The sequence below is a fragment of the Streptomyces atratus genome, from assembly GCF_014648655.1.
Taxonomy (GTDB): Bacteria; Actinomycetota; Actinomycetes; order Streptomycetales; family Streptomycetaceae; genus Streptomyces; species Streptomyces atratus.
The window spans coordinates 15,246-40,296 of record NZ_BMRN01000009.1 but is presented as its reverse complement, the minus strand read 5'-3'; the positions used below and the strand labels follow the sequence as shown (position 1 = coordinate 40,296).

18 protein-coding genes and 1 pseudogene are annotated in these 25,051 nt (G+C 68.7%); 12 read left to right on the top strand and 7 right to left on the bottom strand.

The features are described from left to right. Positions 1–28: 28 nt before the first annotated feature. The 9 genes and pseudogenes from IEZ15_RS17275 to IEZ15_RS44695 form a co-directional block, all read left to right on the top strand. On the top strand, positions 29–3,283 hold the full coding sequence (locus IEZ15_RS17275; RefSeq protein ID WP_189277819.1) for a non-ribosomal peptide synthetase: 3,255 nt from the start codon (positions 29–31) through the stop codon (positions 3,281–3,283). 23 nt (positions 3,284–3,306) lie between these two features. Further along, positions 3,307–4,311, top strand: a complete 1,005-nt coding sequence (locus tag IEZ15_RS17270; RefSeq protein ID WP_114242949.1) for a TauD/TfdA family dioxygenase — start codon at positions 3,307–3,309, stop codon at positions 4,309–4,311. Next, complete coding sequence (gene sbnB / locus IEZ15_RS17265) at positions 4,308–5,378, top strand: 2,3-diaminopropionate biosynthesis protein SbnB (protein ID WP_189277816.1); 1,071 nt, start codon at positions 4,308–4,310, stop codon at positions 5,376–5,378. Before IEZ15_RS17270 ends, sbnB begins: the two co-directional genes overlap by 4 nt. 209 nt (positions 5,379–5,587) lie before the next feature. Further along, positions 5,588–6,664, top strand: coding sequence for a 2,3-diaminopropionate biosynthesis protein SbnA (gene sbnA / locus IEZ15_RS17260; RefSeq protein WP_189277814.1), 1,077 nt, complete (start codon positions 5,588–5,590; stop codon positions 6,662–6,664). A 219-nt stretch (positions 6,665–6,883) separates the two neighbouring features. Continuing rightward, positions 6,884–7,183 carry a hypothetical protein gene (locus tag IEZ15_RS17255; protein ID WP_114242952.1) on the top strand — a complete coding sequence of 100 codons (300 nt, stop codon included), beginning with the start codon at positions 6,884–6,886 and terminating at the stop codon, positions 7,181–7,183. A 217-nt stretch (positions 7,184–7,400) separates the two neighbouring features. Then, complete coding sequence (locus IEZ15_RS17250; protein ID WP_114242953.1) at positions 7,401–7,859, top strand: CBS domain-containing protein; 459 nt, start codon at positions 7,401–7,403, stop codon at positions 7,857–7,859. Positions 7,860–8,264: 405 nt separating this feature from the next. Continuing rightward, positions 8,265–9,092, top strand: a complete 828-nt coding sequence (locus IEZ15_RS17245) for a PhzF family phenazine biosynthesis protein (protein WP_189277813.1) — start codon at positions 8,265–8,267, stop codon at positions 9,090–9,092. 339 nt (positions 9,093–9,431) lie between these two features. After that, complete coding sequence (locus IEZ15_RS17240; protein WP_373302577.1) at positions 9,432–9,665, top strand: transposase domain-containing protein; 234 nt, start codon at positions 9,432–9,434, stop codon at positions 9,663–9,665. Next, positions 9,608–9,778 (top strand): annotated as a pseudogene (locus tag IEZ15_RS44695) (pyridine nucleotide-disulfide oxidoreductase); the annotation flags it as partial. The gene IEZ15_RS17240 and the pseudogene IEZ15_RS44695, both read left to right, overlap by 58 nt. A 343-nt stretch (positions 9,779–10,121) precedes the next feature. Here IEZ15_RS44695 and IEZ15_RS17230 read toward each other — a convergent pair. Continuing rightward, on the bottom strand, positions 10,122–11,534 hold the full coding sequence (locus IEZ15_RS17230; RefSeq protein ID WP_189277811.1) for an aminopeptidase P family protein: 1,413 nt from the start codon (positions 11,532–11,534) through the stop codon (positions 10,122–10,124). A gap of 217 nt (positions 11,535–11,751) precedes the next feature. Here IEZ15_RS17230 and IEZ15_RS17225 point away from each other — a divergent pair, with 217 nt between their 5' ends. Next, positions 11,752–12,735: a helix-turn-helix domain-containing protein gene (locus IEZ15_RS17225; RefSeq protein WP_189277809.1), complete on the top strand. Its 984-nt coding sequence runs from the start codon at positions 11,752–11,754 to the stop codon at positions 12,733–12,735. A gap of 512 nt (positions 12,736–13,247) precedes the next feature. Here IEZ15_RS17225 and IEZ15_RS17220 read toward each other — a convergent pair. Beyond that, positions 13,248–13,472 carry a hypothetical protein gene (locus tag IEZ15_RS17220; RefSeq protein ID WP_189277807.1) on the bottom strand — a complete coding sequence of 75 codons (225 nt, stop codon included), beginning with the start codon at positions 13,470–13,472 and terminating at the stop codon, positions 13,248–13,250. A 389-nt stretch (positions 13,473–13,861) separates the two neighbouring features. Between IEZ15_RS17220 and IEZ15_RS17215 the strand changes: the two genes are divergently transcribed. Both IEZ15_RS17215 and IEZ15_RS17210 read left to right on the top strand, forming a co-directional pair. After that, a complete protein-coding gene (locus IEZ15_RS17215; protein WP_189277805.1) occupies positions 13,862–16,072 on the top strand; it encodes a HelD family protein in 2,211 nt (736 codons plus the stop codon). A gap of 488 nt (positions 16,073–16,560) precedes the next feature. Beyond that, positions 16,561–17,157, top strand: coding sequence for a hypothetical protein (locus IEZ15_RS17210; protein ID WP_189277803.1), 597 nt, complete (start codon positions 16,561–16,563; stop codon positions 17,155–17,157). 288 nt (positions 17,158–17,445) lie between these two features. On the opposite strand, the gene IEZ15_RS17205 is transcribed toward IEZ15_RS17210, so the two are convergent. The 5 genes from IEZ15_RS17205 to IEZ15_RS17185 all read right to left on the bottom strand — a co-directional run bounded on the left by IEZ15_RS17205 (position 17,446) and on the right by IEZ15_RS17185 (position 24,931). Then, positions 17,446–19,482 carry an RICIN domain-containing protein gene (locus tag IEZ15_RS17205; RefSeq protein WP_189277801.1) on the bottom strand — a complete coding sequence of 679 codons (2,037 nt, stop codon included), beginning with the start codon at positions 19,480–19,482 and terminating at the stop codon, positions 17,446–17,448. 56 nt (positions 19,483–19,538) lie between these two features. Next, positions 19,539–21,590 (bottom strand): beta-galactosidase, encoded by a 2,052-nt coding sequence (locus IEZ15_RS17200; protein ID WP_189277799.1) that lies wholly within the window; start codon positions 21,588–21,590, stop codon positions 19,539–19,541. A 52-nt stretch (positions 21,591–21,642) separates the two neighbouring features. Further along, positions 21,643–22,983 (bottom strand): ABC transporter substrate-binding protein, encoded by a 1,341-nt coding sequence (locus IEZ15_RS17195; RefSeq protein WP_189277797.1) that lies wholly within the window; start codon positions 22,981–22,983, stop codon positions 21,643–21,645. Between the two features lie 74 nt (positions 22,984–23,057). Beyond that, positions 23,058–23,999 carry a carbohydrate ABC transporter permease gene (locus IEZ15_RS17190; RefSeq protein ID WP_189277795.1) on the bottom strand — a complete coding sequence of 314 codons (942 nt, stop codon included), beginning with the start codon at positions 23,997–23,999 and terminating at the stop codon, positions 23,058–23,060. Positions 24,000–24,004: 5 nt separating this feature from the next. Then, on the bottom strand, positions 24,005–24,931 hold the full coding sequence (locus IEZ15_RS17185) for a carbohydrate ABC transporter permease (protein ID WP_189277793.1): 927 nt from the start codon (positions 24,929–24,931) through the stop codon (positions 24,005–24,007). Between the last annotated feature and the right edge of the window lie 120 nt (positions 24,932–25,051).

The window sequence follows — 25,051 nt, the reverse complement described above, 5'->3', positions numbered from 1 at the left end:
ACGACGGTGATTGGAGAGGGACAACCAGATGGAATTGCAAGTGCAGGCCGACCGGGAGTTCTGGCGCGTTGTGCTCGTCGCCGGTGGATTCACCGCAATCCCGCGGTGGACGCTCGAACCGGTGACGGGCGTCGGCGAACACGAGGTGGCGGTGCCCGACGACGTCGTGGCGGCTTTGGGGCGGTTGGCCGAGGAGCTGGCGGTGCCGCTCGACTCGGTGCTGCTGGCCGCGCACGCCAAGGTGCTCGCCGCGCTGTCCGGCGAGCGCGAGGTCGGGACCGGCTACGTCGCCACGGAGGGCGGCCCGCTGCTGCCCTGCCGACTGACGACCGATCCCGACTCATGGCGGACGCTGTTGCTGGACACCCATCGAGTCGCGTCCGATCTGCTGTTGCACAAGGACTTTGCGGTCGATGAGCTCAGGCGCGAGCTGGGCCTGGCCGAACCGTCGATCGAGACCGTGTTCGATCCGCACGGCTTGGGCGGCGAACTCCCCGGTGACACCGTGCTGTGGGTGGGATTCCGGCAACGCGATGGCCACCTCGTGCTGCGGCTGCGGTACCGGACCGACGCGCTCGATGCGGACTACGCCGTCAGGATCGCCGGTTACCACCTGACAGCGCTCGCGCTGATCGCCGCGGATCCGGACGCCGAGCACGGGCGGCAGAGCCTGCTCTCCGCCGAGGAACTCCGCTTCCAGCTCGAAGGGCTCGCCGGTCCGCGGCGGGAGCTGCCGGACCGCCGGTTCCACGAGCTGTTCGAGCAGCGGGTGGCAGCACACCCGGACGCCATCGCGGCGGTGCATGGCGAACGGCAGCTGACTTATCGAGAACTCAACGCGCGTGCCAACCGGTTGGGACGAGCCCTGCTGGCGCGGGGGCTGCGCACCGAGGGTGTGGTCGCGGTGGTGACGGAGCGCAACCTGGACTGGATGGCCGCCGTCCTCGCGGTCTTCAAGGCCGGCGGCGTGTACCTGCCCATCGAGCCGCATTTCCCGGCGGATCGCCTCGCGACCATGCTCTCCCGTGCCGCATGCGGGCTCGTGCTGACCGAACCCGCCAGCACCTCCACGCTGGACCAGGCCCTCGACTCGCTGTCCGGGGTCCAGAAGCTCTTCGTCGGCGCAGCCTACGAAGAGGACCACGCCGACGATGATCTGGGCCTCCGCGTAGCACCGGACCAGCTCGCCTACATCTATTTCACCTCCGGCTCCACTGGTGAGCCCAAAGGCGCGATGTGCGAGCACGCGGGCATGCTCAACCACCTCTACGCCAAGATCGACGACCTGGAGATCGGCGAGGGGCAGGTGGTCGCCCAGACCGCGCCCCAGTGCTTCGACATCTCGCTGTGGCAACTGGTCTCCGGGCTCCTCGTCGGGGGGCGGACCCTGCTGGTGGAGCAGGAGGTGATCCTGGACGTCCAGCGGTTCGTCGACAAGATCATTGACGGACGGGTCGCCGTCCTCCAGGTCGTACCCTCCTACCTGGACGTCGTCGTGTCCTGTCTGCAGCAGCACCCCCGCGAGCTGCCGGACCTGCGGTGCGTGTCGGTCACCGGCGAGGCGCTGAAGAAGGAGCTCACGCAGCGCTGGTTCGCCGCCCAGCCCGGGATCAAGCTGGTCAACGCCTATGGGCTGACCGAGACTTCGGACGACACCAACCACGAGGTCATGGACCACGTTCCCGATGGGGACGGGGTCCTGCTGGGTCCCGCGGTCAACAACGTGCACGTCTATGTCGTCGATGAGCACCTGACTCCGGTGCCGCTCGGCGCCCCCGGTCTGATCGTCTTCTCCGGCGTCTGCGTCGGCCGCGGATACGTCAACGACCCCGAGCGCACCCGGCAGGCCTACCTGGCCGATCCGCACCGTGAGGGCGCCCGGCTCTACCGGGGCGGCGACTACGGCCGTTGGCGGCCCGAGGGCAAGCTGGAGTTCCTCGGACGCCGGGACACCCAGGTGAAGATTCGTGGCTTCCGGATCGAGATCGGCGAGATCGAGAACACCCTGGTACGGGTGCCCGGTGTTCGCGACGGTGCGGTGGTGGTCACCGAGCGGGCCGACCAGAGCAAGCACCTGGTGGCGTTCTACTCCGGTCGGCAGCCACTCGAGGCCGACGTCCTGCTGGACCGGCTCGCCGATTCGCTGCCCGAGTACATGGTCCCGTCGGCCTTCCACTGGCGGGAAGGTCTGCCGCTGACGGCCAACAGCAAGATCGACAGGAAGACTCTGCGGGCGCTCGCCGAAGAACTCGACGTCGTCCAGGACGACTACCACGCGCCGAATACGCCGACCGAACAGCAGCTGGCGGCCGCATGGGCGAAGGTGCTCGGCATCCCGCAGAACCAGATCGGACGGCGGGACCACTTCTTCGACCGGGGTGGCACGTCGCTGTCGGCAGTGAAGCTGGCGATCACCCTGGACCGTGCGGTGTCCCTCAAGGACGTCACCCGTCACCCCGTCCTTGCCGACCTGGCCGGACTGGTCGACGGCAGGTCCGGGCAGCGCTCCGGGCTGCTTCAGCCACTGTCGGAATCGGACGATGCGCAGACCGCTGCCCTGGTGTGCTTCCCCTACGCCGGCGGCAACGCGGTGAACTTCCAGCCGATGGCCAGGGCGCTGGCGGGCGGCGGACCGGCGGTCTACGCCGTCGAGTTGCCCGGTCACGACGTGACCGCCGCAAGCGAGTCGATCGCGCCGATGACACAGGTGGTCGAGCAGGTCGTCGACGAGATCATCCGACGCGGCCTGACCAGTGTCCTGCTGTGGGGCCATTCCTCGGGCACCGCGTTGGCCGTGGAGACGGCCAGAAAGCTGCAGGAGCGCGGGGTGGACGTCCAGCGCGTGTTCCTCGGCGCACAGCTGCTCGGTGACGCCGCCCACCGGCGTGCCGCCATCACTGAGCTGACCGGGCTGAGCAACGCCGAGATCGCCGCGGAGCTGAGCGCAGACGGCGGGTACACAGAACTCGTTGAGCTGGACGCGCAGCACGCCGAGCACGTCGGTGCCGCCTACCGGCACGACTGTGTGTCCGCACACCACTATTTCGCCGACGCCCTGGAGAGCCCGCCTGCGGTGAAGCTGTCCGCGCCGGTCACCGTGGTCGTTGCCGCCGACGACCCGAGCACTGCAAAGTACCCGCGCCGGTACCGCGACTGGCAGCTCCTGGCCGAGCAGGTCGACCTGCACGAGCTCGCCGACGGCGGCCACCACTTCCTGCGCACCCGTCCGACCGAGGCAGCACAGGCCGTGCTGCGCGCCGCCGACTTGTTCGCTGCTTTCTGAGTGGCAACTGAAAGGAAATCGAGATGTCGTTCATGTCCACGGCGTCGCTGGTCGACGTGGAACCGGAACCCGGCAAACCGCCGCTGCTGCGGGCCGAGGCCAACGGTGACGCGCCGAGCTGGGCGGTCGAGCACCGGGACGCGCTACGCGCTCTCGTCGCCGAACACGGTTCGGTCCTGGTCCGCGGCCTCGGGCTGCGCGACGCGGCCGAGACCGGCGCCGTCTTCTCGAAGCTGGCCACCGGTCTGATGACCGAGAAGGAGGTCTTCGCGCCCCGACGGACCTATTCCGAGGGCGTGTACTCCTCATCGCCGTGGCCGCCGAACCAGCCGATGTGCATGCATCACGAACTGAGCTACACGCTTGAGTTCCCCAGCCTGATGATGTTCGCCTGCCTCAGCGCGCCCACCGATGGCGGGGCGACGGCGGTGGCCGACTCACCGACCGTGCTCGACGCGCTGCCCGCCGAGTTGACAGAGCGGTTCGAGCGGGAGGGCTGGCTGCTGGACCGCAGCTACAACGAAGAGATCGGGGCGTCCATCGCCGAGGCGTTCGGCACCGATGACCGTGGCGCCGTCGAGAGTTACTGCCGCGCCAACGCGATCACGTTCGAGTGGCAGCCCGACGGTGGGCTGCGCACCCGGCAGCGCCGCAGCGCCGTGGTGCGTCACCCCGTCACAGGTCGCCGCTGCTGGTTCAACCAGATCGCGTTCCTCAACGAGTGGACGATGGCCCCCGAGGTGCGCGAGTACCTGGTGGATGTCTACGGCCCCGATGGGCTGCCCTTCAACACCCGCTTCGGCAATGGCGACCCGATCGGCGAGGACGTCGTGCAGCTGCTCAACAGCGTCTACGAGGCCAACACCGCACGCGAGCCGTGGCAGTCCGGGGACCTGATGCTCGTCGACAACATCCGCACCGCACACAGCAGGGAGAGCTTCGAGGGACCGCGCGAAGTGCTCGTCGCCATGGCCGACCCGGTGCATCTGGCCGATTGCTCGCCGACCGTCGAGGTGACCGCACGATGACCACCATCACTTCCTCGGCGACAACGTCCGCGACGGCCGCGCCGATCACCGTGCCACCGTTCGCGGTGATCTCCGGTGCCCAGGTCCAGCGGGCGCTGCTCGGATGCGAGAAACAGATCGTGGAGCTGGTCGAGGCCACCTACCGGGCGCACGGTGCCGGTGATTCGGTGAACCCGCCGTCCTACTTCCTGCGTTTCCCCGACCGCCCGTCCTCCCGGATCATCGCGCTGCCCGCCTCGATCGGCGGGGAGATGCGGGTGGACGGCCTGAAGTGGATCTCCAGCTTCCCGGGGAACGTGACGGCCGGCGTCCCGAGGGCCTCGGCCGTGCTGATCCTCAACGACCACGACACCGGCTACCCGTTCGCCTGCCTGGAGAGCTCGATCATCAGCGCCACCAGGACAGCCGCGTCGGCAGCGTCGGCGGCCGACTGGCTCAGCCGCGACCGGCCGCGACCGACGCGTGTGGGGTTCTTCGGCGTGGGCTTGATCGCCCGCTACATCCACACCTTCCTGGCCGGCACCGGCTGGTCGTTCGACGAGATCGGCGTGCACGACCTGTCCGCCGACAGCGCGGCAGGCTTCCGGTGCTACCTGGAACAGTCGGGCACCGCCGGCCGGATCACCGTGCACGACAGCGCCGAGCAGTTGATCCGCAACAGCGACCTGGTGGTCTTCGCCACCGTCGCCGGTCAGCCGCATGTCAGCGACCTGTCGTGGTTCGCACACAATCCGCTGGTGCTGCACGTGTCGCTGCGCGACCTCGCGCCGGAGATCCTGCTCGCCTCGACCAACGTCGTCGATGACATCGAGCACTGCCTGAAGGCCGACACCTCGCCGCATCTGGCCGAGCAGCTCACGGGCAACCGGGACTTCCTGCACGGCACGCTGGACGACGTGATGGCCGGGCGGGTGACGGTGCCGGCGGACCGGCCGGTGGTGTTCTCGCCCTTCGGCCTCGGGGTACTCGACCTCGCGGTGGGCAAGTACGTCCACGCCGAAGTGGTCCGCCGCGGAGAGTTGCACGTCATCGACGACTTCTTCCACGAACTCAGCCGGTACGGATGAGCCGGCCGAGAGCCCAGGAGGCATATCCACGGCTGATCCCTGAAGATCACCACTCACGTCTCAGCAGGTCCTGACGCACGAGACAGCGGCCGCTGACGCAGGGCCCCGTCCGGCTCGGTCGGGCGCAGGCTTCCGCCCGCAGAGCGAGAAGCCCGCCCACGGTCGGATGGACGTTTTGAAAGTGCTCTGCTCCAACAGAGGAGACCATCGTGCCCGTCGTATCCGTTCCCTACGCCTTCAACGAAGAGGATCTCTATGTCGACCTTCGGTCGATCATCGGTCACTCGCTCTTCCTGAAGTGTGAGGGCTTCAACTTCGCCGGCTCGATCAAGTTGAAGGCCGCGCTCGAGATGGTGGAGGCCGCCGAGCGGGATGGAGTCCTGACGCCGGAATCGATCCTGGTCGAGTCCTCGTCCGGGAACCTCGGCGTGGCGCTGAGCATGATCGCGGCGAGCAAGGGCTACCGGTTCCTGTGTGTGACGGACTCCCGCGGCAACCTGTCGACCAGGATGATGATGGAGGCTTTGGGCAGCCAGGTGCACATGATGGCCGGGCAGGAGGCCAATGGCGGCTTTCTCGGCGCGCGGATCGAGTACGTCCGCGCACTGTGCGCCTCCGACGACCGGTACGTGTGGCTCAGCCAGTACACCAATCAGGGCAACTGGAAGGCGCACTACCGCACGACGGCGCCGGAGATCGCCCGCCAGTTCCCGCAGCTGGACGTGCTGTTCGTCGGGGCCGGCACCACCGGGACCCTGATGGGCTGCGCACGCTACTTCCGGGAGTGGCACCGGCCGGTGCGGATCGTCGCGGTGGACAGCGTCGGCTCGGTGTCCTTCGGCGGTGTGCCGGGCCGCCGGATGATTCCCGGCCTGGGGATGAGCATGCGCCCGCCGCTGCTCGACGAGTCCTATGTGGATGAGGTGATTCATGTCGCGGAGGCGGACACCGTCCGCACCTGCCACCGTCTGGCCAGGCGCGGATTCCTGTTCGGCGGCTCCACCGGCACGGTGGTCAGCGGAGCAACGGACTGGTTGACCCGGCATGACGCGCGCGAAGTCATGGCAGTGGCCATCGGCCCGGACCTCGGCGAGCGCTACCTCGACACCATTTACCAGACCAACTGGCTGCAGGATCTCTACGGCGAGGACGTGCTCGACTCCGACGAGGCGGCTGCCGGTTCCTGGGCAGCCACCCCCGCGCCACCACCACGGTGGGGCCGGCGGCTGGACCCTGCAGACCGGCAACCGCAAGGGCAACCAGCACCATCAGCTCCAGGATCGTGAGACCTGGGTGTTGCCGGGCATTCCTACGGTGCAGCGACACAGGAACGCCCCTACCGGTTGGCCGCCCGGCGCGCATCCGGAGCCGGGCAGACCAACCACCACCGGGCCGGTGGATGGACGGAACGGCTGCTCGGCATGCGACGTGCGCCATGCCGGAGCACTCTGATCGTGAAGCTGCCTGTCCCCCGACCGGCAGCCGGCCAGGAAGGGGTGGCAGCCATGTTCGCGAGGCTGAGCACCTATGAGGGGTCACCGGTTCCTGCGCAGGGAGACCTGACAGCGAACTGGGAAGAGACTCTCGAACAGGTCCAGGAGGTCCCCGGCTTCCGGGGCGTGTACTACCTCGTCGACCGAGCCTCCGGGAAGGCCAAATCGCTGACCTTGTGGGATGACGAGCAGACCATGCAGGCCAGCGAGGAAAGGACAACGCGGCTCCGCGAAGAAATCGCAAAGAGGGAAGGCCAACGAGTTGTCTCGGTCGAGCGCTTCGAGGTGGGATTCAGTCACCTGGAGCCATAGCAGTCATCGTTCCGCGTGTTGACGGCGCCGTAGGGTCGGTGGGCCGAGGCCACGGCCGTTGGCACCAAAAGAATTGCACGAGCGACTGGATCCGTGTGCGATCGCGGCCGGCCCGAGGTTTCCCTGTCTTGCTGACGCTTCTGGAGAGCGGTGTTGAGCCATTCGTGTTGTGATCGATGGCGGAGGACACAAACGCTGTCGAGAACGGGAGGAAATCATGGCTGAGAAGCTGCGAGCGCGAGACATCATGTCCGGCGGCGTGCAGTGCGTCGGCGCACACCAGTCGCTGTTCGACGTGGCGAAGATGATGCGCGATCTGAACGTCGGTTGCCTGCCCATCTGCGGCGACAACAACAAGCTCACAGGCTTGATCACCGACCGTGACATCGTGGTCAAGTGCTGCGCCGAGGGCGTCGACCCGGCAACCGTGCAGGCCGGATCGCTCAATGCCAAGGTGCACTGGATCGATGCCGAAGCGGACGCCACCGATGTCCTGACGACCATGGAGGAACATCAGATCAAGCGGTTGCCGGTGATCGACGTCCAGGGCGGCCACCGTCTGGTCGGCATGATCACGGAGGCCAATCTTGCGAAGAATCTGAGCGACGAACAGATTGCCGAGTTCGCAAGCCGCGTATACGCGGGCGCTGGAACGTCCGGTCAGTCCGCACCCTGAGGCGTCACCTCGAACACCGGAAGACAGTCACCGACCGGGTTTCCGATCCGCACGGAGCTCAGCCACCGCGCCGATGAGGTGGTAGATGCCGCATACGCAGAGTGCATGGTCCGCGATGCATGCACGGACCATGCTCCTGGCGTCGATACGGCTTGTGCGAGTCACCCGCGCGCGAGCTTCGGCTCTGCCGAGCGAGCATCGTGAGCTGCCTCGGAGCCCGACCGGGCCAAGTCGTGGCCGACGCTGCGCGGGGCGGGGCGGGAGAGCCCACTCGGCGGATGCCGGCGGCGCAGGCGAACAGTGAACTCTTCGGTCGCCCTTCAAGGCCGTCAATGCGCCAAAGTCAGTCCACTTATCCCAGATTGGACTTGGTTGGGCTCTGAATGGCATTGCTACGGTCCTCGCATGAGATTCCATGTCGTCAACGCGTTCACTGATCGTCCGTTCTCCGGGAACCCGGCAGGTGTGTGTCTTCTGCCTGCCGGGGAATGGCCGCAAGACACCTGGATGCAGCAGGTTGCAGCCGAAATGAACTACTCAGAGACCGCATTCGCTCTCCCGCTGCCTGCTGAGTCCGAGGCCGACTGGGCCATCCGTTGGTTCGCACCGCTCGTCGAGACCAATCTGTGCGGCCATGCCACATTGGCTACAGCACACGTCCTGCGCGCGGAGCGGGGTCTCCTGGGCACCGTGCGGTTCAGCAGTCGGCAGAGCGGCATCCTGGTCACACACGCCGACGAGGGAGGCAGCGTCACTCTGGACTTTCCGGCCGCGCCCGGCACCGAAGTCCCCGTACCGGAAGGACTGGCCGAGGCACTGGCGGTCAGGCCTGAAACCACCTTCCGTACCGGCGCGCTCGGCGATCTGCTGACAGTCCTGCCCGACGAAGCCACCGTCCGGGCCGTGACTCCCGACCTGGACGCGGTAGCCAGCCTGACGCGCCGCGAGGGCCTGCGCGGCGTCATCATCACGGCCCCGGCGGCTGGGCCCGGTCTGAAGTACGACTTTGTGTCCCGCTTCTTCTCCCCTGCCGAGGGCATTCTCGAGGACCCGGTCACGGGCAGCGCCCACACCGCGCTCGCCCCGTACTGGTCGACGCGACTCGGCCGCGACGAACTCACGGGCTTCCAGGCGTCCGCGCGTCCTGGTCTGGTCCACACTGCCGTGCACAGCGACCGCGTCCACCTCACAGGAAAAGCCGTCACGGTCATGGACGGCACCCTGCACGCCTAGAACTCGTTTCGACCGGTTCCGCTGCTCATTGGAGTGCGCCGGTGCCGAAGTCGCCCTGAGACCACCGGCAAATGGGGGGAGACGGAACGGGGCCGGGTGCGTGCAGCTGCAAGGCGGAGGAGGGAGGCAACGCGAAGGGGGTTCCCCCATGCCTTTAGGGCCCTTGAGGGCAAGGCCGTGAAGTTACGGCTTGAGTGCGACTGTCCAGGCGGCTGTGATCTGTGGGTTTGCCGGACGTAGGAAGCGGAGCCCCGGTAGAACCGGCAGTCGACCAAGACAACCGCTCACTCACCGGAGGCTCCGCTGTCCGGACAGTCTGCCATCGCGCGTGTCGTCACGGTGGCCGAAGGGCTCTATGCGCCGGGCCACCTGGGCGAGTTGACCGGGATCGTTCCGTTCGAGCTGGTCGATGCCGTGCTTGTCGAGTGCGGAACCGTCCAGCAGCGGCTGCGGAATCTGCCCGCACGGGTCGTGGTCTGCCTGCTGGTGGCCGCGGCCCTGTTCGAGGGCTGCGGATATCGCGAGGTACGGCGCAAGCTCACCGGTGCCCTGGTGGGCCTGCATATGACGTGATCGTGCTCGGCGCAGGCCCGGTCGGACAGAACGTCGCCGACCACGCCCGTGCCGCCGGCCTCACCGTCGCTGTCGTGGAACGTGAGCTCGTCGGCGGTGAATGCTCCTACTGGGGGCAGATCCACAACCTGCCCGCCGAGTACGAACGCCTCGTCGTAGGGCTGCGGCGCGATGACGAGCCGGGGCCGTCGTCCGGGCGCCGCGGCGGCCAGGGCACGGGCGCATCGGCCCACGGGGGCGTCGACGCGGCGGCCAGTGGCCATCCTGCGGGGAGCATGGAACACGTTCGGCTGCGCCCTTGACCTGGGGCCCGGTGGGCCCGGGCCGGTTCGCCGGTCGCGACGAGTCCTCCGAGGACGGCTTTCCGGGCCGGGCCTCCGCGGCAGGCCCAGGCGCTGCCGGTCGTCACCCGTTCGATCCGGCAGGATCCGGCACCGGGCCCCTTCTACGACGCGCTCAACCCGCGAACCGGGCCATCCACGCCTCGACATCGTCCGCCGACCGCGGCAGGCCCGCCGACAGGTTCTCGTGACCGTCGTCGGTGACGACCAGGTCGTCCTCGATCCGGACGCCGATGCCGCGCCACTCCTCGGGCACGGTGAGATCGTCCGGCTGGAAGTACAGACCGGGCTCGACGGTGAGCACCATGCCCGGCTCCAGCACGCCGTCGACGTACTCCTCGTGCCGGGCCTGCGCGCAGTCATGGACGTCCAGACCGAGCATGTGACCGGTGCCCGCCATGGTGAAGCGGCGTTGGAGGCCGAGTTCGTACGCGCGGTCGGCCGGGCCTTCGATGAAGCCCCACTCGACCAGCCGGGCCGCCAGGTGACGCTGGGACGCCTCGTGGAAGTCGCGGTACGCGGCGCCGGGCTTGACGGCGGCCATGCCGGCCTCCTGGGCCTCGTACACCGCGTCGTAGACCTTGCGCTGCAGAGGAGTGAAGGTTCCGCTGATCGGCAGCGTGCGCGTGACGTCGGCGGTGTAGAGGGTGTGCGTCTCCACGCCGGCGTCGAGCAGGAGCAGGTCCCCCGGGCGCACCGGACCGTCGTTGTCCGTCCAGTGCATGATCGTGGCGTGCTCGCCCGCGGCGCAGATCGAGCCGTAGCCGACGGAGTTGCCCTCGAGCCGTGCGCGGCGGAAGAACGTGCCCTCGATCCACCGCTCCGACGACGCGATCGCCCGCGAGAGCTCACCGATCACATCGGTGAATCCGCGCACGGTGGAGTCCACGGCCTCGCGGAGCTCGGCGATCTCCCAGTCGTCCTTGACGAGGCGGAGGTCACTGAGTGCCTCCTCCAGTTCGGCGTCGCGCTCCTCGTCGGTGGTGACGGCGGCCTCGAGCGACTGGGCGAGACCGCGGACGATCCGGGTCGGCGCACCGGAGGCGGCGGCCAGGTCACGGGCCGCCGTGCGGACGTCGCGGCAGGACAGGCCGAGCACGAGCTCCGACTCGGCGAGGGAGCGCCGTCGGCCCATCCACAGCTCCGCCGTGGAGCCGGTCCAGAACTCGTCGTTGTCCCTGCTGTCCCGCGGCAGCTGGTAGCAGTAGGCGTCATGGCCGCCGTCCGCACGGGGTTCGAGGACGAGCGCGCCGTCCCGGGCCTGGTCTCCGGTCATGTGCACGTAGCCCGAGTACGGGCGGAACGGGTAGGTGTCGTCGTTCGAACGGACCTTGAGGTTCCCTGCGGGAATCACGAGGCGTTCGCCGGGGAAGCGCGCGGAGAGCGCGGCGCGGCGGCGGGCCGCGTACGGAGCCTGCTCGCCGAGCTGCAGGTCGTGCCGCTCGGTGTCCGCCCACCCCGTCCGCATCAGAGCGGACAGTTCCTCGGAGATCCCTGAGTAGAGACCGTTCTTTCGGCCTTTCGCCACGTCATACACCTTCTTCTGGGTGGGTTCCTCAGCGGCGAGGGGCAGAGGGGCCCTACGGACAGGCCGAGCTCCCTCCCGGTGCGGCCGGGGCGCCCTCGCTGCCGCCGGTCGATGGCGGCTCCCGGACGGTATCCCGCACCGCGCGCGCTCGGTGCCGAAGACTGCCACTGGCACAGATCGGCCATAACGCCGACAGGAGCCGTCGATAATGCGGAGTATGACGAACGCGAAACTCGGCGAGGCCCTTCGGCTTCTGGGAATCGATCACGCAGCGGGCCGGGTCTATCTGGCGCTGCTGGAGCTGGCCCCCGCCCCGCTGAGTGCCATCGGAACCGCGGCCGGTCTGGGCGGTGCGGAACTCGCCACGGCGTACGGCGCACTGGTCGACGCCGGTCTGGCCAGTGCCGCCGAGGAGGGCGGGGACGTGGTGGCCCCGGTTCCGCCCGCCGCGGGCCTGGAGATCCTCGCCCGGCATCGGGCGGCCGAGGTCGAGGAATCGCGCATCACCGTCGGGGGCGCGTTCGATTCGTTCCGGCGACAGCGGCTCGCCGCGTACAACGACAATCTCGTCGAGGTCGTCACCGGCGACGCCATCGGCCCCAGGATTCGTCACGCTTGGGCGAGCGCCCGTGATCAGATCCGGCAGTTCGAGTCGCCACCGTACTTCCCCTTGTCCGAGGCCACGGACGACGCGCTGGCCACGCTCGCCCGCGGTGTGACTCAACGTGTCGTGTACTCGCGGGAGTCGCTGGAGCATCCGGGCCACTTGAAGGACGTCATCGAACCGTGCATCAAGGCCGGCGAACAGGCCAGGGTACTTTCGTCGGTGCCGGTCAAACTGGTGATCATCGACGAGGCGTACGCGCTCGTGTCGTTGTCGATCAAAGAGGCCGACGTGCACAACATCATGCTGGTCGTGCAGCCGTGCGGCCTGCTCTCCGCGCTCGTGGCACTGTTCGAGCAGTCCTGGCAGAATGCCCTGCCGTTCCACGGCCGCACCACCCGCCCGGGCGGCCTGCCCCCCGCCGACCGCCGCCTGCTGTGGCTCCTCGCGGGCGGCGCGAGCGACGACGTCATCGCCCGCGAGATGGGAATCAGCCGCCGCACGCTGTTTCGCCGCCTGCAGATCCTGATGGCCCAGCTGGGTGCCGCGAGCCGCTTCCAGATGGCCTTGCAGGCACAGCGCTGCGGCTGGTTGTGACCCGCACACCGCCGGACGAAACCGAGGCGAGCAGTTCGAACGTGCTCGGCCGGTGGCGCCGAGGGCTGTCGCCACATGGCGGACCGCGTCGACCCGGCCAACCCGCAGCCGTCGTCCTCGCACAACGCCGTGTGCAGCGCCTCGTGCCGCCGGACGACGCCGCTCAGGCAGCCGGCCGACGCCCCGGCGTCCAGCCGACCGCGGAAGTGGACCGGCAGCGGCACGTGGTAGGCCCGGGCGCCTTCCTCCAACTGGCTGACCAGCCAGAGCCGGGTCTGGGCGTACGGGGCGGGAACCGGCCCGCTGCCCGTCCTGCGGATGATCTCGGCCGGTGTCGCGCGGCGACGGGCGAGTTCACCGAGCAGTGCCTGGCGTAGCGGAGAACGTCGCGAACCGGGGGCCTGCAGCTGGATCATCCTGATCGCTCCTCGGTTGTCCGGGCAGCCCGTCATCGCCGACGACGGGGCGCACCGTCAGCCGGGAAGCCGGACCCGCCCGGTCAGCCGCGGTGGTCATGAGCTCCCAGCCGGTCCCGTCCCGAGGAACCGGGCGATGTCCGCCTCCTCGGCGGCGATGCCCGCGAGCACGTCGTCCGTCAACTCTCCGAAGGGGGTGAGGGCCACGGCCCTGCCGCGGTTCCGTTTACTCCAGGTCGCACAGGCCAGGCCGTCCACCGTGACCGTCGGCCGGATCTGCCCGCCGCCGGGCCGGACCTGCCGCTCGTGAGGCACAGCCACGGAGAGCACGCGGGTCCCCCGGAGCTGTTGCGCGCCGATGGCATCCGGGCGGCGGGTGACCGGGGGACTTCCTGGCCGCCCACGTCCTGGTTCGGATCTGCGCCGCACGGCTGCTGGACCTCCCGGTGCCGGGTCTCACCGTGCCACGTACTGAGGCGCGCAGCCTCTCGCAGGAGTCGCCCCGATGCCCTCTCGCAGGAGTTGCCCCGATGCGGGGGCCCGCAGTACCGGCAGCACAAGAAATCCCCGGTCCGCAATTACGGACCGGGGATTTTCCCGGGTATATTGAGCATTTCTGTGTGCCCACAGAAAAACCCCACAAATGTGGGGCAACTAAGAAACACCATATCCGGCAGGGAGCCATTTTGTCAACTCGGGAAAGTGCCGAATTGCAGAAGGAGCAGGAATTCATCGGCCGGCTCTATGACCGTGTCGACGTGCTGCGCGGAGTCGCCGCACAGCACGTCGAGGACGCGCTGACGCCGGTCGGGACCGGGCTGCAGGCCCGTCTCGAACGCGATGTGCTCGTCGCCGAACGCTCGGGTCTGCTGGCCGCGCTGAATGCGGTGGACGGCTCGCTGTGTTTCGGCCGCATCGATCTCTCCGACGGCACCGCGCACCATATCGGCCGTATCGGAATCCGCGAGGACGACACCGCGCATACGCCCCTTCTGATCGACTGGCGTGCGCCGGTCGCCCGCCCCTTCTATCTCGCCACCGGTCACACCCCGATGGGGCTGCGCCGGCGCAGACACATCACCACCGAGGGCCGCGTCGTCACCGAACTGCACGACGAGATCCTCGACGTCGGGGACCGCGAGCGCACCGGTTTCGAGGACCCGAGCGGCGACGCGGTGCTGCTCGCCGCCGTGAACTCCGCCCGCACCGGCCGCATGGGCGACATCGTGCGGACCATCCAGGCGGAACAGGACCGCATCATCCGCGCCCCGCACCAGGGTGTGCTCGTCGTCGAGGGCGGCCCCGGTACCGGCAAGACGGCGGTGGCACTTCACCGGGCGGCCTTCCTGCTGTACGAGCACCGTGAGCTGCTCGCCCGGCGCGCCGTCCTGATCGTGGGCCCCAACCCGGCCTTCCTGAGCTACATCGGCGAGGTGCTGCCCGCGCTCGGCGAGACGGGTGTCCTGCTCGCCACGCAGGCCGAACTCTTCCCCGGGGTCCATGCCGACGGCATCGACACGCCCCGTGCCGCCGCCGTCAAGGGCGGTGAGCCGATGGCGGAGGCGCTCGCGCTCGCCGTGCGCGACCGGCAGCGGCTGCCCGAGCCGGGCGCCCCGCTGGTCATCCCGCACGACGACGGGGACCTCCTCCTCGACCGGGAGATCGCCTACGAGGCCCGCCAGGCGGCCCGCGACACCCGCCTGCCGCACAACCTCGCCCGCCCGCACTTCGCGTTCCGGATCATCGATGCCCTCACCGCGCAGCTCACGGAGCGCATCGGGGCCGACCCGTACGGCGGTCCCAATTTCCTCGGCCCCGACGACATCGCCCAGCTCGGCAAGGGTGTCGCCGTCAGCAAGGCGGTGCACTCGGCCGTCGACGAGCTGTGGCCCGCGCTCACCTCGGAGGGTTTTCTCACCGACTACCTGGCCGACCCCGTGTACGTACCGGACGAGGACGCCGAAGCCATCCGGCGCGCACCCGGCCGCGGAAAGTGGACCTCCGCCGACGTTCCGCTGCTCGACGAGGCGGCGGAACTCCTCGGGGTCGACGACAGCGCCGAGCGGGCCGCCGCCGAGGCCGAGCGCCAGGAGCGGATCGCGTACGCGCAGGGCGTTCTGGAGCTGTCGAGGGGCTCGGAGACATACGAGTTCGAGGACGAGGAGTCCGAGATCCTGGCCGCCCACGACATCATCGACGCCGAGCGGATGGCGGAGCGGCAGGAGGAGGCCGATCACCGCAGCGCGGCCGAGCGGGCCGCCGCCGACCGCTCCTGGGCATTCGGGCACATCATCGTCGACGAGGCCCAGGAGTTGTCGCCGATGGCGTGGCGGTTGCTGATGCGCCGTTCGCCGACCCGCTCGCTGACCCTGGTCGGCGACCCCGCGCAGACCTCCGAGGAAGCAGGCGTCGGCTCGTGGGCGAAGATCCTGGAGCCGTACGTCGGTGACCGCTTCGAGCACGTCGGACTCAAGGTCAACTACCGCACGCCCGCCGAGATCATGGAGCTGGCCGCCAGGGTCGTACGCGTCGACGCCCCTTCCTTCGAGCCGCCCGTCTCGGTGCGGTCCACCGGCGAGGTGCCGTGGACGCGGGACGCCGGGGAGGACCTGGCGGGGGCGGTGGCGCAGGCGGTCTCGGAACTGATGCCCGAGGAGGGACGCCTTGCGGTGATCGCGCCGCGGGCGCTCCACGAGGAGATCGCCGCTCCACTGGAAGGAGTCAGGGCCGGTGCCGAACCCGATCTGACCCGCACGCTGGTTCTGCTCGACCCCCGGCAGGCGAAGGGGCTCGAATTCGACCATGTGCTGGTCGTGGAGCCCGCCAGGTATGGGACAAGCGACCTGTACGTAGCTCTGACCCGCGCCACGCAGCGCCTGGGCATCGTCCACCGGGAGGAGCTGCCCGAGTCACTGCGCTGACGGCGCCCGGGCGCGGCGCTCGAACGGCACCGGCCGTGGGTGCCGCCGCTCGGGGTCCCGCTCCCGGGCCCGTGACCGCGGGTGTCCGGGTGGGCCGGGGGACGATGCCGAGTCGCCCGCAGGGCACCAGGACGATCCTGAGCGGCCGGTCGTCCCGCTCGTCGTCGGCCGCGAGCCGCGCCTCCACACCGGCGAGGACGGGGCCGAGAACCTGGAAGGCCCGTCGCAGAGCGCGGCAAGGGCCTCCTCCCACGCCTGTTCGACGGACGGGTGGCGCCTTCGCGTGCGGCGTCGCGTATGGCGGCGTCACGGGGCCTTTGGCAGGTCCGGTGTTCCTGGCGCACCCGGATGCCGGCATTGCCGCCGGCTTCCCTGGCCTGTGCGTGCTGTCCGAAGCGCGGGTCCTCGCCGAAATCGGCGACGGATGGCGAGCGAGGCAGGGAGGTTCACCGGGAGGGCGTCATCAGCATACCGAGTATGCTCACGGAATGAAGATCATGGTGCGCGGCCTCGCGATAGGGGCCGGGTTCGGTGCGGCCACCTCGCTCACCAACGCGCTCTCCTCGCCGTACTCAACACTCGGCGCCCCGCTGGCGGGCACTGTCTGGGCCAGCACCGCCAAGGTGCTCAGCCTCCTCGTGGGCCTCGGCTGGGCGTGGGCCGCGCTCGCTGTGGCGATGGGGTGGCTGGCCAAGACATGGACGCGAGGTGCCATGGCCGCGGTGCTCGCACTGGTCGCGGCCACAGCGGCGTACTACCCGATGGACGCGTTGGTCCGAGACGAACCGCTCGCCGGGTACTGGCCGGAGATGCTCACGTGGTGGGCGGCGAGCGTGCTGTTCGGATCTGTCCTGGGGGTGGTGGGTGCGGCCATCGAGCGCCCCGGCGTGACCGGCTTGCTTGCCGGGCTGACGGTGCCCGTGGGTGGCGCCGCACAGATGATCGCACTGCCACCCCGGCCGGGCCTCGCTTTCACCCGGGAAGCCGTTCTGGCCGAGGCTGTCATCTGGACGACCTTGGGAATTGGTGCCAGTTGGGCCGTCTACCACTTCTGGGCCGCGAAGCGTGCGAGAACCGTCGGATAGCTCATCGCGCGCACGCTGTCGTGCCCGACCGGCTACCACGGACTCAACCACGACTACGCACGCCACCTCCGCGACCACCTCGCCTTTTCGGACTCGCCACCCTCTGTCCTTTACGGGGTGACCTTGCACTTGTCAGCTCTGCGCTGCATCCGGTCTTGCATGGGTCAGCATGACCTCGTCGGCGGCGGCCGGCAGGCCGCATCTGGCGTGCTGCTGCGGTGGCGCAGGACGCACCATCTGTGACCTACGGCAGGGCCCCACGGCGGATCACCGTGGGGCCCAGTACGTCTACGGAGTCACGTCGGTGGCCTTCCACAGTTGGTTCGCCCCGGAGTTCGGCTGCCAGGTGGTGACGGCAGCGCCGTCGTTCGTGGCCTGGCCGCCGACTTCCAGTAGCTTGCCGGTCCCGGCGTTGACGAGCGTCCAGGTACCGTCGCCGGTCGACGACGTGATCCACTGGGTGGCCGCGTCACGCCGGCCGGTGTCGGGTTCAACGACCGGTGCACCGTTGCGTACGGCAAGACGCTTGCCGCTCGACGCGCTGATGAACATGTACCGCTTGCGGTTGTCCGCGTCGTTGCCGCTGATCTGCTGGAGCTGCCACTGTCGGCCTGCGGCGGAGGCGCCGGTCTTGATGACGAGCTTGCTGCCGTCGTCGGCGACGGTCAGGTCCTTGCCGCTCTGCACGCCTGTCAGCTCGTAGGTGTGGCCCTGGCGCAGGGTCGCCGCGTCCTTCGCGACACCGGACACCCCGTCGACGACGAACGAGGTCACCGACTGCGCGGGCACCGTGAAGGTGGCCTTCTTGTCGCCGACCGGGACGGTGTCGTGCCGCTCCAGCTTGCCGGCGGCGCTGGTCACGACGGGCGTGACCGTGGCGTCCTGATCGATCCGGGCGAACTTCGACAGGTCCAGCGTCACAGTGCGGGCGTCCGGGGTGCGGTTGACGTGGACGACGGTGGCGCCCTTGCCGGACTGCGCGACGGCGGCGGCGCTGGAGGTTTCGTCCGTCTTGATCAGCCGGTCGCCCGGCTTGATGTAGTGCGTGAAGTTGCGGGCCGTGTCGAACTTCGTGTTCGTCCGGACCGGGCAGCTGGCAAGGGTGTCCTTGGAGGTGCAGCTGAACGGGACCTGGATGCTGCCCCAGTTGCCGCCCTTGGCGGACTCTCCGCCGGGCTTCATGTTGTCGTAGTCCTCGACCGGTTGCCAGAACACCCAGGCGGTGGGCTCCAGTTCGCGCAGGTCGTCCACCATCTGCTGGGCGAGGCCGAGGCCGGGCCGCATATCTGTGAAGGACTGTCCGTCGCCCCAGTCGCCCTCGACCTCGCTCATCCACAGCGGCTTGTCGGCCGCCTTGGCCAGGTCGCGGACGGTGGTGCGCCCGCCCGTGCCGTACGTGTGGACGTTCATCTGCCCGACGAGGTTCTTCACGTCGGCCGGGTAGCTGTTCCAGTTCGTCGAGAAAATACCCGGGTTGGTCTCGTCCATGGCCGAGATCTCCGCACCGGCCTTCGCCTTCTTCAGTGCGGGGGCGAGGGCCCTTATGACCTTCTGCTGGAGCTCGGGGCCTATGTGCGCGCCTTCCTGACGGCCGCCGGTCGGCTCGCCGTCGGCGCCCAACGTGGTTTTCCAGTAACCGGTGTTGGGCTCGTTGAACGGGTCGACGGTGTCGACGTCGATGCCCTCCGCCTTCTCCAGGCGCTTCGTGGCTCCCGCCATGTACGCAGCGAAGTCGTCGACCGACTCGGCCTTGAGCTGATCCTTGGTCGCGTCGAAGCCGCCGGAGACGTACCCGCTCTCCGTCATGAAGTACGGCGGCGAGTTGCTGAACGTCTCCCAGTGGTCGATGTCGTCCTTGATCCGGTTCACCCACCAGCGCTGCGTCGCGTCGGCGTCCGGGTTCCAGTCCGCCGGGTCGTCGGCGTTCCACCAGTCGGTGTCGTCGCGGGTGGTGCCCTCGGGGGCCTTCCACCACCCGTCGACCGCTCCCCCGGCCCTCAAGTAGTCCTTCACATCAGGGGCGTTGCCGCCGCCGATGTTGTAGCGGGCGATGTTCAGGGCTAGCCCGTCGTCACCGAAGAGGAGGTCGGCGAGCTTCTCGCGGATTTCCTGCGGGTAGCCGCCGGTGACGTTGGCGAACCAGACGAGGCTGGTGCCCCAGCCCTCGAACTTCTGCTGCCGGTACGAGGGGTCCGGGGTCACCGTGACGGCGGCTGTCGACGCTGCGGCCGTCACGGGCGGGGCGGTGGTGAGGGCGGCTCCGGAAACCAGGGCGGCGGCGCCGAAGAGGCCGAGGAGTCGTCGTGTGCGGGTACGGCGTGCCAACGTTTTCTCCCAAAATCAGTTATATGGGCGGATAGTTGGTACTGCTGTGGTGCGATTCAGGGGGCGGGTTGCCGGATCACGGCGACTTCCCGGGGCGACAGCACGAGGCCGCCCTCCATCGCGGGACCGACGAGCAGCTCACCGGTCACGCCGGGCAGCGGCACCGGCACGTCGCCGCGGTTGACCAGGAAGAGGTAGCGGCTGCCGGCGTCGCGGCGCACGGTCAGCTCGACCGACCCTCGTGCTCCGTCCGGGAGTTCACTGGACACGCCGGCCGGTCCGAGCAGTTCCGGCAGCAGTGCGGCGAGGCCTTCGGCGCCGAGGCGGGTTGAGACGTACGCGGCCGAACCGCGGCCCGTCGTACAGCGTGTGACGGCCGGGCGGGAGGCGTATGTCCCGCTGCGGTAGCTGGCGAGCACCTCCACGTCCGGCCCGGTGACGGTGATCCGGTCGGTCCACAGGCTGCCGGTCGTCTCGTTGTCGAGGTCGACGGTGACGCCGTCGAGAAGCGGCCCGAACTCCTCGATACGGATGCCGAGCAGCTCGCGCAGGGCGCCAGGGTAGCCGCCGAGCCAGATGTGGTCGTTCTCGTCGACGACGCCGGAGAAGTACGTGGTGACGAGGTGTCCTCCGTCCTCGACGTACCGGGCCAGCTCCTTGCCGAACGGCTGGGGCACCACGTGCAGCACGGGCGCGATCACCACGTCGTACGAGGTGAGGTCGGTGCTGTGCGCGGGCACCACGTCGGCGCGGATGCCGAGCCGCAGCAGCGCGGAGTACCAGTCGAGCGCCTCGCGGTGGTAGTCGAGCCGCGAGGTGGGGTGGGAGTCGTGCTCGCTGGTCCACCATGAGTCCCAGTCGAACAGGACGGCCACGCGGGCGGGTTCGCGCTCGGCTCCGGCGATCGGCGCGAGCGCTTCGAGGGTGCGCCCCAACTCGGTGACAGAGCGGAAGAGTGCGCTGTCGGTACCGGCGTGCGGCACCATCGCAGAGTGGTACTTCTCGGCTCCGGCCGCCGACTGGCGCCACTGGAAGAAGCAGACGGCGTCGGCGCCGTGCGCCACGTGCAGCAGCGAGTCCCGCGCCAACTCTCCCGGCTTCTTGGGCAGGTTGACCGACTGCCAGTTCACGGCACCGGTGGAGTGCTCCATCAGGAACCACGGGCGGTGGCCCGCGATGCCGCTGGTCAGGTTGGCGGCGAAGGACAGCTCGTCGCGGTCCTGCGGGCCGGGGATGACGTAGTGGTCGTTGGCGACGAAGTCGATCGCGCCGGAGCCCGCCCAGTCCGCGTAGTCCATGCCCTTGGTGCCGCCCATCACCATGAAGTTGGTGGTCACCGGTACGTCCGGGGTCAGCTCGCGCAGCACCTCGCGCTCCGCGAGCAGATGGTCCTTGAGCGCGTCCGACGAGAACCGCTTGAAGTCGAGCTGCTGCGTAGGGTTGGGGTGCGAGGCGGCGAGGCGCGGCGGCAGGATCTGGTCCCAGTCACTGTAGCGCTGGGACCAGAAGGCCGTCCCCCAGGCATGGTTGAGAGCATCGAGAGTCGTGTAGCGGCGGCGCAGCCAGGCGCGGAAGGCAAGGGCGGCGTCGTCGGAGTAGTCGTAGACGTTGTGACAGCCCAGCTCGTTGTTGACGTGCCAGGCGACCAGGGCCGGGTGTCCGGCGTAGCGCGTGGCCAACTCCCGGACCAGGCGCAGCGCGTGGGTGCGGAAGACCGGAGAGGTGGGCCGCCAGTGCTGGCGCGCGCCCGGCCAGAGCGTATCGCCGGTAGCGGTCACCGGCAGGATCTCCGGGTGGGCGGTGGTGAGCCACGGCGGTGGGGACGCGGTCGCGGTGGCCAGGTCGACGCCGATGCCGCCCGCGTGCAGCAGGTCCATGACCTCGTCGAGCCATCCGAAATCCCAGGTGTCGGCGGTGGGCTGGAGCCGGGCCCAGGAGAAGATCGCCAGGGAGACGATGTTCACGCCGGCCTCGCGCATCAGCCGGACGTCCTCCTCCCACACCTCCCGCGGCCACTGCTCGGGGTTGTAATCGGCGCCGTAGCCGAGGCGTCGGCCGCCGTCGCTGCCCGCGGGGTACGGGAAACGGGAGGTGAGGGGGGAGGTCATGCAGGTCCTTCCGAGGTTCGATGAGGCGAAGGCACTTCAAAGGCTTCAGGTGCTACTTCTCGACGGTGAAGCCCTGCTCCGTGCCGTACTTGACGGATGCGTCCTGCCACGCCTTCAGGCCCTGGGCCAGCTTCGTGCCGGAGATGTAGGCCTTGCCGACGGTGTCATTGAAGATCGAGTTGGCGTACACCTGGTACGGCAGGTACTTCCAGTCGGCGGGCACGTTCTTCGCGGACTCGGCGAAGACCTTGTTGGCCTTCTGGCCGCCGAAGTACGGGAATTCAGTGTTCTGGAACGCCTCGGAGTTCAGGTCCTTCGTGGTCGCAGGGAACGCGCCGTTCTCGATGCGGGTCTGCACGCCCGCACCGGAGTTGACGTACTCGACGAAGGCGTAGGCGAGTTCCCTGTTCTTGCCGAGCTCGGGCAGCGCGAGCGAGCTGCCGCCGTTCTCCGAGCTGCCCGTCGCCCCCTTGGTCCACTGCGGCAGCGGGGCCGCGCGCCAGTCACCGGAGGCGCCCTTCACACCGGAGGCGAAGTTGGCGGGCATCCACGCACCGCTGGGCAGCGTGGCGATGGTGCCGTCGCCGAGCCCCTTGTACCAGTCGTCGCTCCATCCGGCGATCGGCGAGACGAGCTTCTCGTCGATGAGCTTCTGCCAGGTCTCGGTGTACTTCGTCGCGCCCGCGTCGGTGAAGTCGATGCCGACCTCGGTGCCGTCGACCTTGTACGGGTGCGAACCGGCCTGCCACAGAAGGCTGGTGGTCAGGCCCGCGTCACCGAGGTCGCTGGTGATGTACGCCTTCGGGTCCGCCTTGTGCAGCTTGCGGGCCGCCTCGACGTACTCGTCCCACGTCGTCGGCACGGCAATCTCGTACTTGTCGAAGACCCTCTTGTTGTAGAAGAGCGCCATCGGGCCCGAGTCCATGGGCAGGCCGTAGATGCCGTCACCGGCCTGCACCGAGTTCCACGGGCCGGGAGAGTAGGAGTCGGCGAGCTTCTCGGCTCCGTACGGCTTGAGGTCGGCGACCGACTTCGTCAGCGCGTACTGGCTGAGCGCGTAGTACTCGATCTGCGCGACGTCAGGAACGCCCTTCCTCGCCGAGATCGCGTTCTGCAGGGCCTTGTACTGGTCGTTGTTGGTGCCCGCGTTGACCAGCTTGATGTCGACCTTCGGATACTTCTTCTCGAAGTCGGCAACGACTTGCTTCAAGGTGGGCTCCCACGCCCACACGGTGACGGTGCCGCCCTTCTTCAGGGCGGCCTGGATGTCGGCCGAACCGACCTTCTTGTCCCCGGAGTTGCCGTCGTCGGAGCCACCGCAGGCGGTCGCCCCGAGGGCGAGGGCGCAGACGAGAACTGTGCCGCGCAGCAGGCGGCGGGGGTGCTTGGACATGGCGATGCTTCCACTTCGTCGTGGTCCTACAGAGGGTTTTCAGAAACGGTGAAGGCTGAACTGGAGTGCTGGGCCTACTCCTTGACGCTTCCGGCGGCGAGACCGGACTGCCAGTACTTCTGGAGCAGCAGGAACGCGGCGATCAGCGGCACGATGGTGATCAGTGAGCCGGTGATCACCAGGTTGAACACGACCTCGCCGCCGGCCGCGTACGCCTGCTTGTTCCACGCGTCGAGTCCGACGGTCAGCGGGTACCAGTCGGGGTCCTTCAGCATGATCAACGGCAGGAAGTAGTTGTTCCACGTCGCGACCGTGGTGAAGAGCAGAACGGTGACCGTGCCGGGCGCGAGCAGCGGCAGCGCGACCTGGAAGAAGGTGCGCACCTCGCCCGCACCGTCGATGCGGGCGGCCTCCATCAGCTCGGTGGGGATCGCCTCGACGGCGAACACCCACATCAGATACAGGCCGAACGGCGAGATCAGCGACGGGATGATGACCGCCCACGGGGTGTCGGTCAGGCCGATCTTGCTGAACATGAGGAACGTCGGGACGGCGAGCGCCGTGGTAGGTACCGCGACCGCGCCGATGACGACCGCGAACACGGCGCGCTTGCCCGGGAAGGGGAACTTGGCGAGCGCGTACCCGCCGAGGACCGCGAGGAAGGTGGCGCCGCCCGCGCCGACCACCACGTACAGCAGAGTGTTGAGGAGCCAGCGGCCGAAGACGCCGTCCTGGTACGTGAAGGTCTGGGTGATGTTGTCCCACAGCGCGAAGTCCCCGTCGAACCACAGGCCGAACGAGCCCGCCAGGCCCTGCTGTGTCTTGGTGGCACTGATCAGCAGCCACAGCAGCGGTACGAGGCTGTAGAGCAGGACGACGACGGTGAGCACGGTCAGCAGGACACTCCGCTTGGGGCGTCCCGGGGTATGGCGGCGCGGGGCGCGAAGGCGGGGGGCGGGGGACTTCGGCGGCGCCGCGGGCCGGGAGGCGGCGGTGGTGGTGCTCAGTCCAGTCATTGGGCTCACGCTCCCTTGCGCATGCCGCGCAGCTGGACGACATAGGCGACGATCATGGTGATCACGCCCATGACGATGGCGACCGTCGCGGAGTAGTTGTGCTGCTGGCCGGAGAAGGACAGCGAGTACGTGTAGTAGTTCGGGGTGTAGTCGGTGGTGATCGCGTTCGGTGCCAGCTTCTGGAGGATGGCGGGCTCGTTGAAGAGCTGGAAGCTGCCGATGATCGAGAAGATGGTGGCGATGACGAGCGCGCCGCGGATGGCCGGCAGCTTGATCGCCGAAATGACGCGCCACTGTCCCGCGCCGTCGATCTCCGCGGCCTCGTACAGCGAGTGCGGTACGACACGCAGCGCGGCGTAGAAGATCAGCATGTTGTAGCCGACGAACTCCCAGGTCACGATGTTGCCGATGGACGCCAGGATCAGGTCGGAGGAGAGCGGGTCGGGCAGCTTCACGCCGAACGCGTCGTTGATGTCGCCGACCAGTCCGAAGCGGGTGCCGTAGATGAAGCCCCACATGAGGGAGGCGACGACGGCGGGCACCGCGTACGGCAGAAAGACGGATATCCGGAAGAAGTCCTTTCCGTAGAGGCGGCCACTGTCGAGGGCGAGCGCGATCAGCAGGGCGAGGCCCAGCATGATCGGTACCTGGATCAGGAGGAACAGGCCGACGCGCCCGACCCCGCCCCAGAACTGACTGTCCTGCAGGGCCTGTTGGTAGTTGTCGAGGCCCACGAAGGTGGTGCCGCCGATGAGCTGGGTCCTGAAGAGGCTCAGATAGATCGAGTACCCGAGCGGCGCCAGGAAAACCAGCGCGAAGACGAGGACGAAGGGGCCGATGAACCCCCATCCCGTCCATGAGCGGCGCGCCCGTCGCGCCGGTGGTCCGGCCGGGCGGGGCCCTGTGGCCGCCGACGGTTGAAGCGTCGTCATCTCGCGTCCCTCGCTCGTACATCCCTCGCGGGTGGTGACCCCGATGTTTGCGTAACCATTCCGAATCGCAAGGAGCCGACGGCTGTTATGGTTACGTAAACATTCGGTGGCGGCATGTCT

Excerpts from the sequence above, each read along its gene's own strand:
- IEZ15_RS17225 (WP_189277809.1), top strand. The coding sequence starts at position 11,752 with ATGACGAACGCGAAACTCGGCGAGGCCCTTCGGCTTCTGGGAATCGAT.
- IEZ15_RS17200 (WP_189277799.1), bottom strand. The coding sequence starts at position 21,590 with ATGACCTCCCCCCTCACCTCCCGTTTCCCGTACCCCGCGGGCAGCGAC.
- IEZ15_RS17270 (WP_114242949.1), top strand. The coding sequence starts at position 3,307 with ATGTCGTTCATGTCCACGGCGTCGCTGGTCGACGTGGAACCGGAACCC.
- IEZ15_RS17275 (WP_189277819.1), top strand. The coding sequence starts at position 29 with ATGGAATTGCAAGTGCAGGCCGACCGGGAGTTCTGGCGCGTTGTGCTC.
- IEZ15_RS17190 (WP_189277795.1), bottom strand. The coding sequence starts at position 23,999 with ATGACTGGACTGAGCACCACCACCGCCGCCTCCCGGCCCGCGGCGCCG.
- IEZ15_RS17195 (WP_189277797.1), bottom strand. The coding sequence starts at position 22,983 with ATGTCCAAGCACCCCCGCCGCCTGCTGCGCGGCACAGTTCTCGTCTGC.
- IEZ15_RS17210 (WP_189277803.1), top strand. The coding sequence starts at position 16,561 with ATGAAGATCATGGTGCGCGGCCTCGCGATAGGGGCCGGGTTCGGTGCG.
- sbnB (WP_189277816.1), top strand. The coding sequence starts at position 4,308 with ATGACCACCATCACTTCCTCGGCGACAACGTCCGCGACGGCCGCGCCG.
- IEZ15_RS17250 (WP_114242953.1), top strand. The coding sequence starts at position 7,401 with ATGGCTGAGAAGCTGCGAGCGCGAGACATCATGTCCGGCGGCGTGCAG.
- IEZ15_RS17245 (WP_189277813.1), top strand. The coding sequence starts at position 8,265 with ATGAGATTCCATGTCGTCAACGCGTTCACTGATCGTCCGTTCTCCGGG.
- IEZ15_RS17255 (WP_114242952.1), top strand. The coding sequence starts at position 6,884 with ATGTTCGCGAGGCTGAGCACCTATGAGGGGTCACCGGTTCCTGCGCAG.
- IEZ15_RS17185 (WP_189277793.1), bottom strand. The coding sequence starts at position 24,931 with ATGACGACGCTTCAACCGTCGGCGGCCACAGGGCCCCGCCCGGCCGGA.